Here is a 17,021-nt window from a genome sequence, read left to right on the forward strand (position 1 = left end):
CTACTCTTTGATAAATTTAAGAAAATTCAAGCCAACTTTCAAGAAGCTCTATAAAATCTTCATACATGATTTTTTTAGTATGGGCAATCTCTGCACGCTGATAATCCTCATTCTTAGCAAAAATTTCCTCAATTGTACTTTGGTTATGAGCCTGTTGTTTGAGTTTAAAAATCATCTGCTTTTTATCCATCTTTTTTCTCCTGCTTATCTTTATCTTTTGCTCAAGTATAGCAAAAAAAGTTAACGCTTACAAAGATAAGACTAGTAGCCAATTACAAGCTCCTCAATCTCAGAAAAAATTTTATCATCCACACTATTAATATCTAGTAGATAAACCAGATTAAGGCGGGGATTAAAGATACCTAGTTTAGTAATATCTGCAAAATTTAAATTCCTTGAATGCTTACCCATCAAGTAATAAATTGCTAGTTGGAGGGTATTTTTTGAAGTGGGTTTATTTTTAGAGACCTTAAAATCCCAAAGGGTATCTTTAGTTAAAAAATCACCGTCTCCATTAGTTATAGTTGAGGTATAGGCTCCGTCAAAGCGAAATCCCTCCTCAGTTACCGGTCCATATTTTTTTATAAAATCCAAAGAACGTTCAACCATTATCCTAATATTTGAAATAGTAGCTTCATCAGGCTTTATTTCTTCAATAGGAACAAAGCCTGCTTTTCCTGCCCGGTAAACAGTATCATATCCTGCAAGTTTACAGGCCGCAGCAATTGACTGATCATCAAGTCCCTTGATATTTTTTAAAATGGCCTGAGCCTTGTCCTCTTCTTCTGAACCTAGAATTCTTGCCCCATATAAGGAAATTTTAAAGGATTTCTCCGGATGGCCCGCATCCATAAAGCGTGTCAAATAATCAACAACTATCCCTACAAGACCTGGGGAAATATTTTCCTTATCAGAAAGCTCTTGACCACTTGAAAGTTCAAGCTGGATAAAGTTTTTTACCGGCAAGTAACCGCCACGGGGTTGCTTAACTTCTTGTAATCTTTGAGTAACTGTAACCATCTTAATAACCTCCCATAAATTTATATTTTCAGTATAGTATATAATTTTTATAATTACAAAAAACATCCCTCACTATTGTATTAGTGAAGGATGTTATTTTTTAAGCTTCTACTGGATCTTTACGAGAGTAGTTTGCGATGTCTGAAGTGATTGCGTCAACGAAGTCGTCAAGTTTAAGGACTTGTGTTTCCTTGCTTCCATAACGGCGGACGTTTACTGTACCTTCTTCTTGTTCCTTGTCACCAACTACGATTTGGTAAGGGATTTTAGAAGTTTGGCTGGCACGAATTTTATAACCCATTTTTTCGTTACGTTCGTCTACTTCAAGGCGGATTCCTTTAGCCTTAAGGGCGTTTGCCACGTCCCAAGCGTAGTCTGCGTGGACTTCGTTTGAAACTGGGATGATTGTTGCTTGAACAGGAGCTAGCCAAGTTGGGAAGGCACCCTTGTAAACTTCTGTTAGGTAGGCAACGAAACGTTCCATAGTTGAAACGATACCACGGTGGATAACGACTGGACGGTGGTTTTCTCCGTCAGCTCCCACGTATTCCAGTTCAAAGCGTTCAGGAAGAAGGAAGTCAAGCTGGATAGTTGAAAGAGTTTCTTCGTTTCCAAGAGCTGTCTTAACCTGTACGTCAAGTTTTGGTCCGTAGAAGGCTGCTTCTCCTTCAGCTTCAAAATAGTCAAGTTCAAGCTCATCCATGGCTGCCTTAAGCATGGCTTGGGCATTTTCCCACATTGCATCATCGTCAAAGTACTTGTGAGTGTCGTTAGGGTCACGGTAGCTTAGACGGAAGCGGTAGTCGTCAATTCCGAAGTCTTTGTATACGGCAAGCATCAGCTCAAGAGTACGTTTGAATTCGTCCTTAATTTGATCAGGGCGGACAAATGTGTGTCCATCATTCAGGGTCATTTCACGTACACGTTGTAGACCTGAAAGTGCTCCAGATTTTTCATAACGGTGCATCATTCCAAGTTCCGCCACACGGATTGGCAGTTCACGGTATGAACGGATGTGGTTTTTATAAACCATCATGTGGTGTGGGCAGTTCATTGGACGAAGAACAAGCTCTTCACCGTCACCCATGTCCATTGGTGGGAACATGTCTTCCTTATAGTGATCCCAGTGTCCTGAAGTCTTGTAAAGGCCGACATCAGCCATGATTGGAGTGTAGACGTGTTCGTATCCTAAGCTCAGTTCTTTATCAGTGATGTAGCGCTCGATTGTACGGCGGATTGTAGCCCCGTTTGGTAGCCAGAATGGAAGCCCACTACCAACCTCTTGGCTGACCATGAATAGGTCTAGTTCACGACCTAGTTTACGGTGGTCACGTTCTTTAGCCTCTTCGCGCATTTTCAGGTATTTCTTCATGTCCTTTTTATCGAACCAGGCTGTACCATAAACACGTTGCATCATGTTGTTGTCAGAGTTTCCGCGCCAGTAAGCTCCAGCCACGTTAAGTAGGTCGAAGACTTGGATGCGGCCTGTTGATGGGACGTGAGGTCCACGGCAAAGGTCAGTGAATTCCCCTTGAGAATAGACAGTTAGGCCTTCACCAGCGTGCTCTTCGATAAGTTCAAGCTTGTAAGGATCGTCTGCAAAGATTTCACGGGCCTCATCTTTTGTAACCTCGCGGCGGATGGCAGGGTAGTTTTCCTTGACGATTTTCATCATCTCTTCTTGGATACGTGGAAGGTCTTCGTTGGTGATTTGTCCTGACTCATTGTCAGTATCGTAGTAGAATCCGTCTTGGATGGCAGGTCCTACACCAAGTTTAATGTTAGGGAAAAGACGACGGGCTGCTTGGGCAAAAAGGTGGGCAGCAGAGTGACGCAGTAAAGGTAGTGCGTCCTCGTGATCTGGTGTCACGATTTCAAGGCTTCCATCTTCAGTGATTGGGCGATCCCAGTCGATTAGTTGGCCATTTAGTTTACCAGCAAGTGTCTTTTTAGCAAGTGACTTGCTGATTGATTCAGCGATTTCATAAGTAGTCACACCTGATTGGTATTCGCGAGTAGCGCCATCAGGAAAAGTAATTTTTACCATGTATATCTCCTTTTATTTTTATCTTGTTCTCTAGTTTTAAGACATCACGGTCGTATGCTATTTCATGGCCTCACTTAATTTTTCAACAAAGAGGTAGGCTGCTGGGCAGTACTCTGTGTTTTTGAGGGTTAAGTGATTGATTTGATAAATCCTTTTGCGGTCAGTATGAGGAAACTCACGGCAGGCCTTGGGGCGGACACTGTAAATGTCGCAGAGATTATCACAACCCAGGAAAGGACAGGGCATGGACTGGAAGACCTTGTCGCCATCTTCGTCAACCCGTAGGTAACTAGCCTCAAAGTCAGCTAGTTTCATGCGCTCTTTTTTAGCCACTCTTTCAATATCAGCCTCGGTCCATAAGGGACCAAGCCCCTTGCAGCAGTTGGCACATTTGGTACAGTCGACTTCTGCAAAAACCTCATCATGAATGGCCTTGGTTAATTTGTCCAGATTCTTTGGTTTTTTCTTTTTAAGGTTGGCTAGGAATTTTTCATGGGTCTTTCTTTTTTGAAGGGCCAAATCCCTGTAGTAGTCTACATCTATTCTATTGTCAATTTCTTTAATCATCTTTACATCTTTCTCATGGCAAGTGGATTTTTGAGTATAAAAAAAGCCCAAGCCATGCTTAGGACGTCGTAACGTGGTACCACCTAGGTTTGGGTAAAACTACCCCTCTACTAGTCTTAACGCGACCCACGCACAAGGTTTCCCAAGTGTTTTTCTAAAGTAGTCTTGAACAAGTCCCTTTGATAGGCTTCCACCGTCCCCATCTCGCTTTAAAAGCTTAAATGCACAAGTTGTCTTTAAATCTATTATATCCCTTTGAGTAAATTTTTCAAGTCATAAAATTCAATAAAAAAAACGACCTGAGGTCGTTTTTAAAACATGCTGATAATCAGTTGGACATTTAAAACAGTAAGAACTGTTACTGCTATCCAAGCTAGAATAGAAAGAATTCTCTTATTTTTAAATCTTTCACCCATGATTTTTTTGCTACTTGTAAAGTAGACTAAAGGAATCATTGAGGCTGGAAGGGCAATACTTAGAAAGACCTGACTTCCAACCATAAGATCATCAAGGGCTCCTTCATTTCCATTATAGTAAATGGCACATGCAAGGACTGGAAGAACTGACAGGGCACGGGTTATAAGTCTTCTTGACCAGGCAGGAATTTTCAAGTGAATGAATCCTTCCATAACAACCTGTCCTGTAAGGGTTCCAGTAATTGTTGAATTTTGTCCACTGGCAAGAAGGGCTACTGCAAAAAGGGTTGAGAGAAGAGGACTGGCTACATCTCCTGCAATATTTTTATCTTTAAGGGCGTCATAAAGGGCTGTAAAGGTTCCAAGGTCTTCCTTGGTTCCATAAAACATGGCAGCCCCTAAAATTAGAAGCAGGCAGTTGATAATAAAGGCCACTGACAGCTGGATATTTGAATCCCAGGTTGAGAAACGAACTGCACGCGCCACTTTTTCCTCATCCTGCCTGTCATACTTCCTACTTTGAGTTATTGATGAATGCAGGTAAAGATTATGAGGCATAACTGTTGCCCCTACAATCCCAAGGGCCATTGTGAGCTCACCGCGGTTAAGGATTTGTTTTTTAGGAACGAATCCTTCTACAATTGAGGCAAAACTTGGATTAGAAAGAGCAACCTCGTACCCAAAGACCACCAAAATAACTCCAATTAGACTGATTACAATTGCTTCAATTTTCCTAAAGCCAAGTCTCATCATGAACAATAGAAGAAAGACATCAAAGACTGTTAAAATTACCCCAAAGACAATCGGAATGTCAAAGAGAAGGTTAAGGGCTATGGCGCCTCCTATAACTTCTGCAATATCCGTTGCCATAATTGCAAGTTCTGTTACAATCCAGAGAATAAATCCAACTCTTTTACTGGTATATTTTCTTGTCGCCTGGGCCAAATCAAGCCCTGTTACAATCCCAAGTTTTGCTGCCATATATTGAAGCAACATGGCAATAAGGCTTGAAAGCATGATAACTGATAGAAGAAGGTAACCATATTGAGACCCCCCGCCAATTGATGTAATCCAGTTCCCTGGATCCATATATCCAACAGCAACCAAAGCTCCTGGACCTGAAAAGGCCATGAGATTCTTCCAAAAACTATTGTCCTTTGGAACATCAACCGTTCCGTTGATCTCTTCAAGACTTGGACCATTAGCATACCTGGTAAAACTATTTTCTTTTTTCACAACTACTAATCCTTTCGATTATTATTTTTTAAAACATTACAATTTAAAATAAAGCTCCTACTTTTCAATACTAGTTCATTATAGAAGATTAAATTATAGATGTAAAGAAAAAATTAAGGCTAACCTAAACTTTTTTGTAAAAAAATTAGACCCAAGGTCTAATCTTATTCTAATATTCTTCTGAAAAATTCATTTCAAGGTCTGGGAGAAAGCTTTCTTCGACTCCCTTAACAAAATGAAGTCCCGCAAGTTCAGCCTTTATTTGCTCATAATCCTCTTCATTGACATAAATCTTTACATAACGCAGCCTTTTTGAGGTATAAACAAAATCACCATATTTTTTAAGTCTTCTTACATGCTTGTAACTGTTATAGTAGACATATAAGGCCCTTCTTTTTTGGAGTTCAAATTTAACTTCCACAAGATTCCCCCCTTCCGTGATGACCCTTTTTTGAAAACGGTAGTCCCTCATCAATACTTATATCTTCTGAGATAGTAGCTGCTATATCCCTAGTTAAATCAGCTAGAAGGCCCTGCAAATCATTTTCTGCAAGCCTTAATTTATAAACATGCTCATTGAGGTTTACCTCCCTCTGGAGCCCTCTTATCTCCCTTTGAAGCTCTTTTAACTCCGGCCGGTAGGGTAAATAAGCCTCATTTTCTGCTAAAAGTTGATTTTTTTCTAGTAGGTCTTTAAGCTGTTCTTGAAGAAAAATATCTGCTTCAAAATCCGCCTGGGCCTTCTTGTAATTATTCACCTGATCAAAGGATAAAAAGCTGGCAACTATTTTATCAATTACATCATCTATTTTTGCTAAACTTTCATTTACAATTAACATGCCCTTATTATAGCAAATATTTTAATTTGGCAAAGCTTTAACCCTATAACTTTCTCTAGTCCCTACTATAAAAAAGGCTATTTCTATGTTAAAATACTAATTAATGAAATTTTGAAAGAGGTTACCATGGAAGAATATTTTGATAAACTATCTGCTAAAAATAAGGATTACTTAATCACTGTTTCAAGGCAGCTCAGTGAAAACGGAAAAAGTAAGGATCAAATTGATGAGATTTTTAAAGAGCATATAGATGAAATCATAAGCCATCAGGAAAGAGGGATTCCTGCCCGTAACTTCCTAGGTACTCCAAGTGCTTTTGCTGGTCAGTTCATCGAAAAAAATGACCAAGGAGCAAAGACTGAAAGTAAGACTGTAAACACTAACAAATACCTCATGTGGCTTGATAACTTCCTGTTACTTCTTGGAGTTCTTGCTGCTGTTAATGGTGGAGTTGGGCTTTTCAGTAAAAACCCTCAGACCTACGGAATAATAACCCTATTAATTATGAGTGCAGGTGCAGGTCTTATCATGAGCCTCATGTACAATAATTTTTCTAAAAAGGATGAGCAAAAATCAGGTGGTCGTTTTAAATCATTTGCCTTTATGACCCTTGCTATGTTTGCCTGGATTGCAGTTTTTGTTCTTGCTTCCCTTCTGCCGCAAGCAATCAACCCAACCCCATCACCACTTGTAACCCTAATAATTGGTCTAGTGGCCCTAGTAGTCCGCTACTTTGTTAAAAAACACTATAACATTCAAAGCTCAATGACTAACTACCAGTCTAAATAAAAAGAAAAAGATAATCTAAATTAGATTATCTTTTTTATTTTTTATGAGTTATTGATGGCTGTAAAAAAACCATTTAAAAACACATCAATAACAAGATCAGCAAGTTCTTCAGCACTTAGTTTATTATCCTCTTGGGTAAAGGACTTAAATGTTTGAATTAAAATATCAACAGAGTATAATCCGAGTAAGGAAGTTTTTTCATTTTTTTCAACTTCCAAGTGTCTATTGGAGAAGAAACTTTGATTGAGTTCCTTCTTTAATTTTTCAGAAAAACCTGACCCTGCATTATCACTTAAGAGGCAATTGATTTCTTTAGCGTAAATTTTAAGATGGTTTAGATGCTCAATAACATTTTCTCTTATAAAGTCTGTGTCATCATAGTTAAAGTCAGCTGGCCTTTTACCCTTCATACCAGATAAAATTTCATCTTCCATTTCATCAATTAGGTTGTATTTATCTTCGTAGTACCTATAAAAGCTACTTCTATTTAATTCAGCCTGATTTACAATGTCATTTATGGTTATCTGGTCGAATCTTTTATCAGCCATTAGACTTATCAGGGCAGATTTTATTTTCTTTCTGGTTGTTTCAGTTTTTTTGGTATATTCCATAATCCCTCCAACCTCCACATTTTAGCACAAATTTATATAATATGTCTTATTTAAGACATATTGATGATTTTTGAACTAGAAAATAACTTGTAAGAGGCCTATAATTTAAAAAGTTTTATTAAGTAATTTTTAAGAAAGGATTTACAGATCAAATGAATGAAACTAACAAAAATTATGACATTCATGGAAAAGAATATAACCGCTACGGCGTTCTCTTCCTGATATTGATTGCGACTTTTGCGGGGGCCCTTATGCAGACCTCACTTGGTACTGCTATACCTACCCTAATGAAGGCTTTTGATATCGACTTAAATACTGCCCAACAGGCAACAACCTGGTTCCTCCTTGCTAATGGAATCATGGTTCCATTATCGGCCTTTCTGGCTACTAAGGTATCGACAAAATGGCTCCATATCTTTGCCTATGCTACCTTATTAATTGGGATTTTAGCAACTGCTCTAACGCCTGAGAATAGTTCATCTTGGTGGATCTTTATCATCGGACGTGTCCTTGCTGCGATTGCAGTTGGTATTATGATGCCCCTCATGCAAATTGTTATATTAAACATGTTTGCTCCTAAAGAACGCGCACTTGCCATGGGGCTTAGTGGGCTTGTAGTTGGTATGGCACCAGCCATTGGGCCAACTCTATCTGGATGGATTCTTGAAAAAGATCATATCATTTTCGGTTTAACAATTTCTAATTCTTGGAGAACTATCTTCGTTATCCCTGCAATTGTAATTGGTATCGCCCTTGTTCTTGCACCATTCTTGATGAAAGACATCATCCATACTAAAAATATTAAACTGGACTACCCGTCTCTTATCCTATCAGTTGTTGGTTTCGGTGCCTTCCTTTGGGGATTCACAAACGTTGCCTCACATGGTTGGAGCGACTTCGCACGCGTTATCCTTCCAATTGCAAGTGGTGTCCTACTTCTCGTAATTTTTGCATTTAGACAACTTAAACTACCTGAACCTTTCCTTGATATTAAGGTCTTCAAGGTTAAAGAATTTACAATTCCAACTATTGGATTAATCCTTTCAACCATGGCCATGTTCGGAGTTGAGATGATGCTTCCAACTTATATGCAAAATATACATGGTTTATCACCTCTAAATTCAGGTCTTGCCCTTCTACCAGGTGCCCTTATGATTGGTCTAATGTCTCCAGTAAATGGTATCCTTTATAATAAGGTTGGAGTTAAGAAGATGGCCTTCCTTGGTTTCATCATCTTAGGACTTGGTACCCTACCATTTGTCTTCCTAACTGAAGCTACTCCAGTTAGCCTGATTGTTGTCTTATATGGAATTAGGATGTTTGCTGTTGCCATGCTTATGATGCCTCTTACAACATCTGCTATGGCAGCTCTACCAGTTGAAAAAGCAACCCACGGTACTGCAGCTAACAATACTTTAAGACAGATTGCTTCATCAGTTGTTGTTGCCCTTCTAACTTCAATCACTCAAAACATTATCAATACTAATACACCAGCATCTTCACTTAAGGAAGCAAATCCTATGGAGTATGCAGATAAAATGCTTATTGCTTCTATGGACGGTTTCCGTGTAGCCTTTGCTGTAGGTTTAAGTTTTGCGGTTATTGGACTAATCTTTGCCTTCTTCCTAAAAGGAAATAAAAATACAGATAGTGAGGGAGAAAAATAAATGATACTTTATATTATAGTTGCCCTAACAATTTTAAGCTTCCTAAGTTGGCTAGTTCTTAAGAACAAAGTCCTAAGAGTAACCCTTGGAAGTATTTCAACAATCTTACTTTTTGGAGCAGTTGGCCTTCTTTCTCTTAATATGTCTGACCACTACGGCATGGAAGAAAAAACTGTTACAAGTGAAACAAGTGATATTTTTACAGCAGGTGATACTTCATCTCCTGCCAATATGTTAATTGCTAACCAAATCGGTAGCGACTCTGGAAATTATGCCATGGTCTTTCGTGACCAGGCTAGTGATGCACAGGCCAGTGCCCACTTTGTTCCAAATCAAGATGATATCGTAAACTCTGTTAAAAAATCTGCTAGCTATGAATTATCAGATTCAGCTAAAAGTGCAAATATAGTCACCAAAAAAACTTACTGGGTTTATAAGTCAGATTTCTATAAGAATCTGTTTGAATTAAAGACAGATGATGAGGATATTAACTTAATCTCTGAGAAGACAACTGTTAACTTGCCTAAGGATAGCTGGGTAGTTCTATCAGCTGATCAGGCTAAAAAACTTGGTGAAAAACAAGCCAGCGTAACAGATGAGCAAAAGGCTGCTCAAAAAACTGCCATGGAAACTGCTATTAAAACAAAGGTTGCAGAATACATGGCTCAAAATAAAAATGCCAGCAAGGAAGATATTGAAGCATTTACAAAAACTGAAGCAACTAAACTTGCTGTTGAATCAATCAATACCGCCCTTAAAGGACTTAATTAAAAACAAAGAAAAAACTTCAAGAAATCTTGAAGTTTTTTTCTTTTATGCTTGGACTTTTTCGTCCTTTAATTGTTTACTTCTTAGCTGACCACAAGCTGCATCGATATCTGTTCCATGTTCCTGACGAATAACACAGTTGATTCCATTCTTCTTAAGAATATCATAGAAGGCTAGGACATCTTCTTTTGAAGACCTGCTGTATTGGTCGTGTTCACTTACTGGGTTGTAAGGAATTAAGTTAACATAAACTAACTTTTTCTTATCCTTTAATAGGTCAGCAAGCTCTTGGGCATGGTGACGTCTATCATTAACACCTGAAAGCATAATGTACTCAAATGTTACACGGCGGTTAGTTTCTTCGATGTAATAGTCAATTGCTTCAAACAGTTTTTCGATTGGAAAACTTCTGTTGATACGCATGATGCTTGTACGAACATCATTGTTTGGAGCGTGAAGACTAACTGCAAGGTTAACCTGAAGACCATTGTGGGCAAATTCACGGATCTTTGGTGCAAGTCCTGAAGTTGATACAGTGATATGACGAGCTCCAATTGCAAGGCCATTGTCATCATTGATGGTATAAAGGAAGTTTGTTACATTATCATAGTTGTCAAATGGTTCACCAATACCCATTACTACCACGTGGCTTACACGTTCATCTTGACCACGTTTATCGAAGTATTTTTGCACCAACATGATTTGGGCAACAATTTCTCCAGCTGTAAGGTCACGTTGTTTTTTCAATAGACCACTAGCACAGAAGGTACAACCAATGTTACAACCTACCTGGGTTGTTACACAAACTGAAAGACCATATTTTTGGCGCATTAAGACTGTTTCAATTAACATACCATCAGGCAGTTCAAACAAGTATTTAACTGTTCCATCAGCTGATTCCTGGATTACCTTCTCTTCAAGTGGATTAATCACAAAATTCTCTTCCAATTTTTCAAGTAAGTCCTTAGAAAGATTGGTCATTTGTGAAAATTCATCAACACGTTTCCTGTAAAGCCACTCCCAAATTTGCTTGGCACGGAATTTTTTTTGACCTGCCTCTAGGACCCAGTCAGTTAATTGAGCTCGAGTTAGCCCGTAGATTGAATTTTTCATTATTTTTATTTTTTCCTTTGTATCTTTAGTCAATTTCTCAGTCTATCATCTTTTTCAGAACTTGACAATAGCTTTATTTAGATTCTTGGTCATCTTTTTGAATGATTGTAAAAGTCTGCTTCCCTTTTTTACTAGTTTTGCTAGCTTTTTCAGAACTCAACTTTCTTCTACTTGGCTCATGCTTTTTATCAGTAACCTTGAATTTTCTTTCCTGGGTATGGGCTGTCTTGGAACTTGTCCTACGGTTACTTTTAACCCTTCTCTTGTCTTCAGAAATTCTCTTATTATTTTTAGCAAACAAGGCGTCTTTTTTAGGAAGGTCAAGTTTAACACCTTCGGTTTCCAGGACTTTCTTGGCTGATTTTTCACCCTCTAGGATTTGCATTTCTGTATAAAGAGGATGATCCTCCCTATTTTTTTCCCTAGCCCTTAAGCGCTTGATGATAAAAAAGGCACACCCGTAGTTACAATATTCATCCAAATAATCTTGAACTGCTGATATTTTTTGCTCATCTGCAATTCTCTTGCGGGAACTTGAATAAAATCCTTTAAGCCTAAGTTGCTCATGACCCCAGTCCCCTAAAATGTAGTCATATTTAGCTAGGATATCAGAAAATCGTTGGGCTAATTTTTCAGAATCATAGGCTTCCTTGTAGTTGTAAACCAGCTTAAAAACCTTATCCCCAATTAAAATATCATCACCTTTTGAAATAACCGCCTCACCCTTAAAGCGATTATAATTTTTCATCTCTTCTGGTATATCTTTCCTATTCATCTTCTCCCCTTAGATAAGTGTAAACAATTTCCCGCAAAAATTTTGGAAATAAAATCTCTGCTCGGCCATTTTTCTTTAAACTTGGAAAATACTTGGCGAAATAATACTGGTCTGGCATGGCAAACTGATAAGTTAAATCATCTTTAATTTCTTGACCATTATACAAGAAACCACCATCAGATGTTTTTTCAATTCCGCAGAAGATAAGTTCACCAAATATTTTACCCCTAAAGCCCATACCATGAATGGCTTGACCTTTAAGTAGTCCTGCTACTTCAACTAACTCAGCAAGAATTTCCTTGAAGGCTTGACCTTCTACTTCATACCTAACTAGTCTCATTGAATGGGGCAAAATTCTCAAAAGTTCTGCTGGACTTATTTTTTCAGGTAGGTCATAAACAATAAGACCACTATTTAAAATAGCAGCAGGAACCTTAGCATAATCAGCAAAAACCTGGCCAATAAAATGGCTGGCCTCATAAGTTGGACTGACATTTGTAAACTGCTGGCCCAGGGAAATATCTCCTCTTGACTCAAGCAACTTTTCACCCTTTAAGAGCCAGGAATTTGTCGTAGTTAAATCAGACTTGCGTGAAGGTAGGATATTAGTCGGAAGGGCAATTATTTCGGACTTTTGAAGCTTTTTATGGTCATCAAAGGTTAGAATAATTTGGCCAACGTACTCCCCGTAACTTCCAGCAGCAGCCATCAAGGTGCCATTTTTTTCAACCCCTTCTTCAAAGACATGGTGGGTATGAGCCCCAAGGATTAAATCTACCTTGTATTTGTCAGCAATCTCTTCATCATATCTTATTCCCAAATGGCTAAGCAAAATTACAAAATCACAATTAAGATTATCAAGATCATCAAGCATTCTTTCAAGAGATACCAGAGGGTCTTCAATCTCCCAACCAAAGGGATTGTAAGCCCTGGGATAGGGATAGGTCAGACCCAGGATTCCAATCTTTAAACCGGATTCTGTTTGAACAATCAATTTGTCCTGGGCCCAGAAAGGAAGCTCCCCTTTCTCCTTTAAATTAGATAGGATGACAGGGAAATTAGCATTCTCATAAAGGGCGTTTAAGGCATCATGATCAAGGCTAAGCCCTTCATTATTTCCAATTGTAGCTCCGGTCAGGCCAAGTCGATTTAAAAAATCAACATTCGCCCTTCCAAAAGTTGCCTCAGTCAAAGGATGACTTCGGTCTACATTATCACCAATATCAAAGGCCAGGGTATGATCATCCTTATTATCCCTAAAAAAACGTTCAATTTTTGGTAATTTTTCAAAGTGCGAATGAAGATCATTTATGTGTAAAATCTTTATTTGTTCCATAGTAACCTTCCTTCTTTGATATCCCCCCAATTATAACACAAATGATATTACAGTTTAATGGAGGTCTCCTTGCAATTTGTCAACAAAACTAATAATTATTCATTAATAAAATTTTTTGTAGATAGTGAATATTTTGGTTTTACCGAATATTTAGAAAAATTAAAATGCAATTTCTATATTTTCCATTGATTGTTAAATAACTAACAAAAATTTCCGTAATATTGTTTTTTATTCCTTGTAAATCCGAAACTAGTTGATATGTCAAGCGGTTTCCTAAAAAATCCTTTATTTTAAAGCCTTTGAGGGACTACTATCTTTTGTAAAAGTTCCTTTAAACTGTCTACTAATCAAAAAAAATCCTATAATTTTCCGTAGCAATTTATTGACAAATACGAATAATTATCCTTAAATGTTACATTTTATTTTCATTTCTAAAATAATATTCCTTTTTTTGAATAAAAATACTATAATACTAAGGCTGGTGTTTAATTAAGTCACTTTTCTATTTTTTCTTAATAAATATAGTAAAAATAAATATCATTTTATAAAAATGTTAGTTTATTTAAATGTTTTGAAGATTAATATGTTATACTATTACATACATCAGTCGTCATAATATAAAAAGATTAATAAAATAAAACTTAGAGGTATAGAAATGCAAAAAATCAATCCTAAAGAATTAGAAATCCTAGACATCCTTTGGAACAAAGACATCCCAATGACTTCAAAAGACATCCTTGAAGCTGAGCCAGTTCTTGTTATGAGTACTATCCAAAGCACTCTTAAAAAACTTCTTAAAAAGGAACTTGTTGTAGTTGATGGAATCACTTACTCAGGTACTGTACTTACTCGTACTTACGTTCCAACTATCTCTCAAGAAGAATTTGTTCTTCGCCAATACAAAGGACTTGATGCTACTAAACTTGTATCACTTGTTCTTGAAAATGTTAGCGACCGCGCTGCTAAAACTGCAGAAATTAAAGAAATCATTGGTTAATATATAAAAAAACCTGTCCCCATTAGGGGGCAGGTTTTATTTATTTTCTCTCAGATAAGTTAGAGCATCATTTACATTTTTTACCGGAATAATTTTCATGTCTGTCTTTAATTTTTTAGCGGCTGCTAGGGCTTCTTCATAATTAGTTTTAATACTTGGATCAGCCTTTTTCATATCATCGGTAATTTCATCATCTGGTGCGAAAAAGATTTTAGCACCACTTTTACTTGCCGTAGCAATCTTCTTATCAATACCACCAATGCGACCAACAGTACCATCTCGCTCTATGGTTCCAGTCCCTGCAATCTTTTGACCATGCCTTAAATCTTCACCCGTTAACTGTTCATAAATTTCCAGGGTGAACATTAGTCCCGCACTAGGTCCTCCAATTGATCCTGCATCAATCGTAACTTCTGGATCACTCTTAACTTCTGTCTTATCAACTAGGCTAATCCCAATCCCATTTTTTCCGTTGCTGAGTTTGATAATCTTTCCAGTAGCTGTTTTTTGAACTCCGCTATCAAGAAAGGTTATCTCAACCTGATCATCAACTGACTTTTGACCAACATAATCCATCAAATCCTTGGATGATTCAAAGGTCTTACCATCTACTTGGGTTAAGGTATCTGCAACATGAAGAACATTTTTAAAGGTCGAATTATCTGTAACTTCTAAGACATAAACTCCCATGTACTTAAGATCAAAAGGTTTATCAGCCAATTTAAAGGCCTCGTAAATAGCTGTATTTTGGGCATTTTCCATGTAAAAGAGATTCATGCGGTTATAGTCTTCATCACTTGAACCCCCCATAAGTTCCTTGGAACTATAGATGCTTATAAAACTATTGAACTTGGACTCGGCTACACTTAGAAGATTGGCCCGGCCAATGGCAACAGTTGTTAGATTAAAGCTTCCATCTGATTCATCCTTACTTTGTCCACCTATTTTGACCATGGAAGAAAGATTCTCAGTTGTTCCTGGTAGCTCTACATAGTAGCCAGGAAGGGGCAGCAAGATAACAACCAAAGTCAGAAGACCAACCAAAAATATTTTTAGGTGGATGGATGAAAAAAGTCCAGCTTTTTTTTTCTTTTGAATTAAAGGATCCTTATCCTTATCCCTATCTTTAGTCATTGGTATTCTCCATTTCTTTTAAGATATTATCTGGAAGGTAAGGCTTTACATCTCCTCCAAGCTTGAAAATCTCTTTAATTCTACTACTACTGATATACTGCAGGTCAGCCCTTACCGGTAGAAAAATGGTTTCAACCCCAGTAAGCCTATGATTGAAAAAAGCCATCTCACATTCATAGTTTAAATCTATACTATTTCTAATACCCCGGACTAGACTTGTAACTTCTAAATCTCTTGCAATCTCGGCAGTTAAAGCCTGAGCATGAACAATAACCTTAACATTTTCATAAGAGTCAGTTGCCTGCTCAATCATTTTTTTCCGCTTTTCCGTAGTAAAAAAGGGATTTTTGCTGTCATTATTAAAAATTCCAACATATAAAGTATCAAAGATGCACGAAGCCCTTTTTATAATGTCCAGATGACCATTTGTAAGAGGATCAAAAGATCCTGTAAAAAGGCCTATTTTCTTATTATCCATGTACTTCTCTTCCATAGCTAGTTTTCCATAGTTATTTTTTCATAGATAGTAATCTTACTAATCCCGTAAACCTTGGTTTTTATCTGCTCAAGCCCTGCAATCTCTTCTGGTAGATCAACTTTTTTATCAGTCTCACAAACAATAAGGGCAGCCTCATTTATTAAATCAAGTTCTTTAATGAGTTCAATATCATGAATGATTTCCTCCTTGGCATAAGGGGGATCCAAAAGGATAAGGTCAAATTTTTTCTTCCCGCTTAGAGCCTTCAAAGCCTTTTCAGCTGGCATCTTGAGTAGGTCAAACTTCTGACTCTCCTTGGTCATCTTAATATTTTCACTGATTATCTTTTGGGCCCTAAAATCACGCTCCACAAGGGTTGCCTGATCCATACCCCGGCTTATTGCTTCAATTCCAAGGGATCCACTTCCAGAAAAAAGATCCAAAACTTGACCCCCATCAAAGTAAGGTCCAATCATATTGAAAATTGCACCTTTAACCTTGTCAGTTGTCGGTCTAGTTGTCCTTCCTTCTAAAGATTTTAAGGGACGCCCCCCGTATTCACCTGCTACTACTCTCATTTTTATCTCCATCTTTCTTTTGGATTATTTTACCATAAAATTTACTAGAAAGACTAAAGAATAAAATCAAGGTAGTTAAAAAGCACTGATACAAGGGTTATTCCCTAGATTTAAGCTCTTTAAGCCTATTCATCAAAGCCTCTTTATCCGCTGAATTAGAAATAATAATAGGATTTTTTAGATTATTTTCGGCCAAGGCTTGCGACAATTTTTTATCATAATTAAAAGAAATCTTCAAGAATTCCAGGTATTCCAGGTCAAATTTTTCCCTGAAATTTTCAGGCATATCAGGCCTGGTAGCCTTTGATTTTCGAAATCGGAAACTCCTCCTGATAATTCTAAACATTCTCTTATACCTTGGACAGGTTAGAACAATTACCAAATCAGCATCTTTTAGTCTGAGGTCCAAGGTTTTCAAATAGTTGCCATCAATCAACCAGGAATCATGCTCTTTTATAAAGGCTTCCTGCTGGCTGTGAAAAAAGAGCTCAGCTTCTTTTGAATAATCAGTCTTATGCCAAATACTATCCAAATAAAGGGTTGGTATTTTTAAGCTCTCTTCTAACTCACGGGCTAGAGTTGACTTACCGCTTCCAGGTGGACCCAATAAAACTAATTTCATCCATCGTCTCCTTCTTAAAAAGCTATCT

General features: G+C 37.6%; 19 protein-coding genes. 4 read left to right on the top strand and 15 right to left on the bottom strand.

The window, feature by feature from the left end:
- Positions 1–16: 16 nt before the first annotated feature.
- The 7 genes from OZX60_05825 to OZX60_05855 form a co-directional block, all read right to left on the bottom strand.
- The gene (locus OZX60_05825) at positions 17–190 is read right to left on the bottom strand and encodes a hypothetical protein (GenBank protein ID WEV44950.1); all 174 of its coding nucleotides are present in this window, start codon (positions 188–190) and stop codon (positions 17–19) included.
- Between the two features lie 71 nt (positions 191–261).
- Positions 262–1,020, bottom strand: a complete 759-nt coding sequence (locus tag OZX60_05830) for a hypothetical protein (protein ID WEV44951.1) — start codon at positions 1,018–1,020, stop codon at positions 262–264.
- A 100-nt stretch (positions 1,021–1,120) separates the two neighbouring features.
- Positions 1,121–3,067: a threonine--tRNA ligase gene (thrS, locus tag OZX60_05835; GenBank protein ID WEV44952.1), complete on the bottom strand. Its 1,947-nt coding sequence runs from the start codon at positions 3,065–3,067 to the stop codon at positions 1,121–1,123.
- A gap of 57 nt (positions 3,068–3,124) precedes the next feature.
- Positions 3,125–3,634 carry a YkgJ family cysteine cluster protein gene (locus OZX60_05840; protein ID WEV44953.1) on the bottom strand — a complete coding sequence of 170 codons (510 nt, stop codon included), beginning with the start codon at positions 3,632–3,634 and terminating at the stop codon, positions 3,125–3,127.
- A 311-nt stretch (positions 3,635–3,945) separates the two neighbouring features.
- Complete coding sequence (locus OZX60_05845; GenBank protein WEV44954.1) at positions 3,946–5,286, bottom strand: Nramp family divalent metal transporter; 1,341 nt, start codon at positions 5,284–5,286, stop codon at positions 3,946–3,948.
- Positions 5,287–5,455: 169 nt separating this feature from the next.
- A complete protein-coding gene (locus tag OZX60_05850) occupies positions 5,456–5,707 on the bottom strand; it encodes a YlbG family protein (GenBank protein ID WEV44955.1) in 252 nt (83 codons plus the stop codon).
- Positions 5,697–6,125, bottom strand: coding sequence for a YlbF family regulator (locus OZX60_05855; protein ID WEV44956.1), 429 nt, complete (start codon positions 6,123–6,125; stop codon positions 5,697–5,699). The genes OZX60_05850 and OZX60_05855 overlap by 11 nt, the downstream gene beginning before the upstream one ends.
- Before the next feature lie 126 nt (positions 6,126–6,251).
- On the opposite strand from OZX60_05855, the gene OZX60_05860 reads away from it, so the two are divergent.
- Positions 6,252–6,914 (top strand): DUF1129 family protein, encoded by a 663-nt coding sequence (locus tag OZX60_05860; protein ID WEV44957.1) that lies wholly within the window; start codon positions 6,252–6,254, stop codon positions 6,912–6,914.
- A gap of 41 nt (positions 6,915–6,955) precedes the next feature.
- On the opposite strand, the gene OZX60_05865 is transcribed toward OZX60_05860, so the two are convergent.
- Complete coding sequence (locus tag OZX60_05865) at positions 6,956–7,525, bottom strand: TetR/AcrR family transcriptional regulator (protein ID WEV44958.1); 570 nt, start codon at positions 7,523–7,525, stop codon at positions 6,956–6,958.
- A 152-nt stretch (positions 7,526–7,677) separates the two neighbouring features.
- On the opposite strand from OZX60_05865, the gene OZX60_05870 reads away from it, so the two are divergent.
- Both OZX60_05870 and OZX60_05875 read left to right on the top strand, forming a co-directional pair.
- Positions 7,678–9,192, top strand: a complete 1,515-nt coding sequence (locus OZX60_05870) for an MDR family MFS transporter (GenBank protein ID WEV44959.1) — start codon at positions 7,678–7,680, stop codon at positions 9,190–9,192.
- Entirely contained in the window at positions 9,193–9,963 is a 771-nt protein-coding gene (locus OZX60_05875; GenBank protein WEV44960.1) for a DUF4811 domain-containing protein, read from the top strand.
- Between the two features lie 42 nt (positions 9,964–10,005).
- On the opposite strand, the gene rlmN is transcribed toward OZX60_05875, so the two are convergent.
- From rlmN to OZX60_05890, 3 genes are all read right to left on the bottom strand, one after another.
- Positions 10,006–11,076: a 23S rRNA (adenine(2503)-C(2))-methyltransferase RlmN gene (gene rlmN, locus OZX60_05880; GenBank protein ID WEV45892.1), complete on the bottom strand. Its 1,071-nt coding sequence runs from the start codon at positions 11,074–11,076 to the stop codon at positions 10,006–10,008.
- Between the two features lie 70 nt (positions 11,077–11,146).
- On the bottom strand, positions 11,147–11,848 hold the full coding sequence (locus OZX60_05885; protein ID WEV44961.1) for a YutD family protein: 702 nt from the start codon (positions 11,846–11,848) through the stop codon (positions 11,147–11,149).
- Positions 11,841–13,184, bottom strand: coding sequence for a metallophosphatase (locus OZX60_05890; protein WEV44962.1), 1,344 nt, complete (start codon positions 13,182–13,184; stop codon positions 11,841–11,843). Before OZX60_05890 ends, OZX60_05885 begins: the two co-directional genes overlap by 8 nt.
- A gap of 655 nt (positions 13,185–13,839) precedes the next feature.
- Between OZX60_05890 and OZX60_05895 the strand changes: the two genes are divergently transcribed.
- Positions 13,840–14,181: a BlaI/MecI/CopY family transcriptional regulator gene (locus OZX60_05895; GenBank protein ID WEV44963.1), complete on the top strand. Its 342-nt coding sequence runs from the start codon at positions 13,840–13,842 to the stop codon at positions 14,179–14,181.
- 36 nt (positions 14,182–14,217) lie between these two features.
- Here OZX60_05895 and OZX60_05900 read toward each other — a convergent pair whose 3' ends face one another.
- The 4 genes from OZX60_05900 to OZX60_05915 form a co-directional block, all read right to left on the bottom strand.
- Positions 14,218–15,315 (bottom strand): PDZ domain-containing protein, encoded by a 1,098-nt coding sequence (locus OZX60_05900; GenBank protein WEV44964.1) that lies wholly within the window; start codon positions 15,313–15,315, stop codon positions 14,218–14,220.
- Positions 15,308–15,808 (bottom strand): pantetheine-phosphate adenylyltransferase, encoded by a 501-nt coding sequence (gene coaD, locus OZX60_05905; protein ID WEV44965.1) that lies wholly within the window; start codon positions 15,806–15,808, stop codon positions 15,308–15,310. The genes OZX60_05900 and coaD overlap by 8 nt, the downstream gene beginning before the upstream one ends.
- 2 nt (positions 15,809–15,810) lie before the next feature.
- A complete protein-coding gene (gene rsmD, locus OZX60_05910) occupies positions 15,811–16,371 on the bottom strand; it encodes a 16S rRNA (guanine(966)-N(2))-methyltransferase RsmD (GenBank protein ID WEV44966.1) in 561 nt (186 codons plus the stop codon).
- A gap of 97 nt (positions 16,372–16,468) precedes the next feature.
- Complete coding sequence (locus OZX60_05915; protein WEV44967.1) at positions 16,469–16,993, bottom strand: AAA family ATPase; 525 nt, start codon at positions 16,991–16,993, stop codon at positions 16,469–16,471.
- Between the last annotated feature and the right edge of the window lie 28 nt (positions 16,994–17,021).

The organism is Streptococcaceae bacterium ESL0687 (genome assembly GCA_029392475.1).
Taxonomy (GTDB): Bacteria; Bacillota; Bacilli; order Lactobacillales; family Streptococcaceae; genus Floricoccus.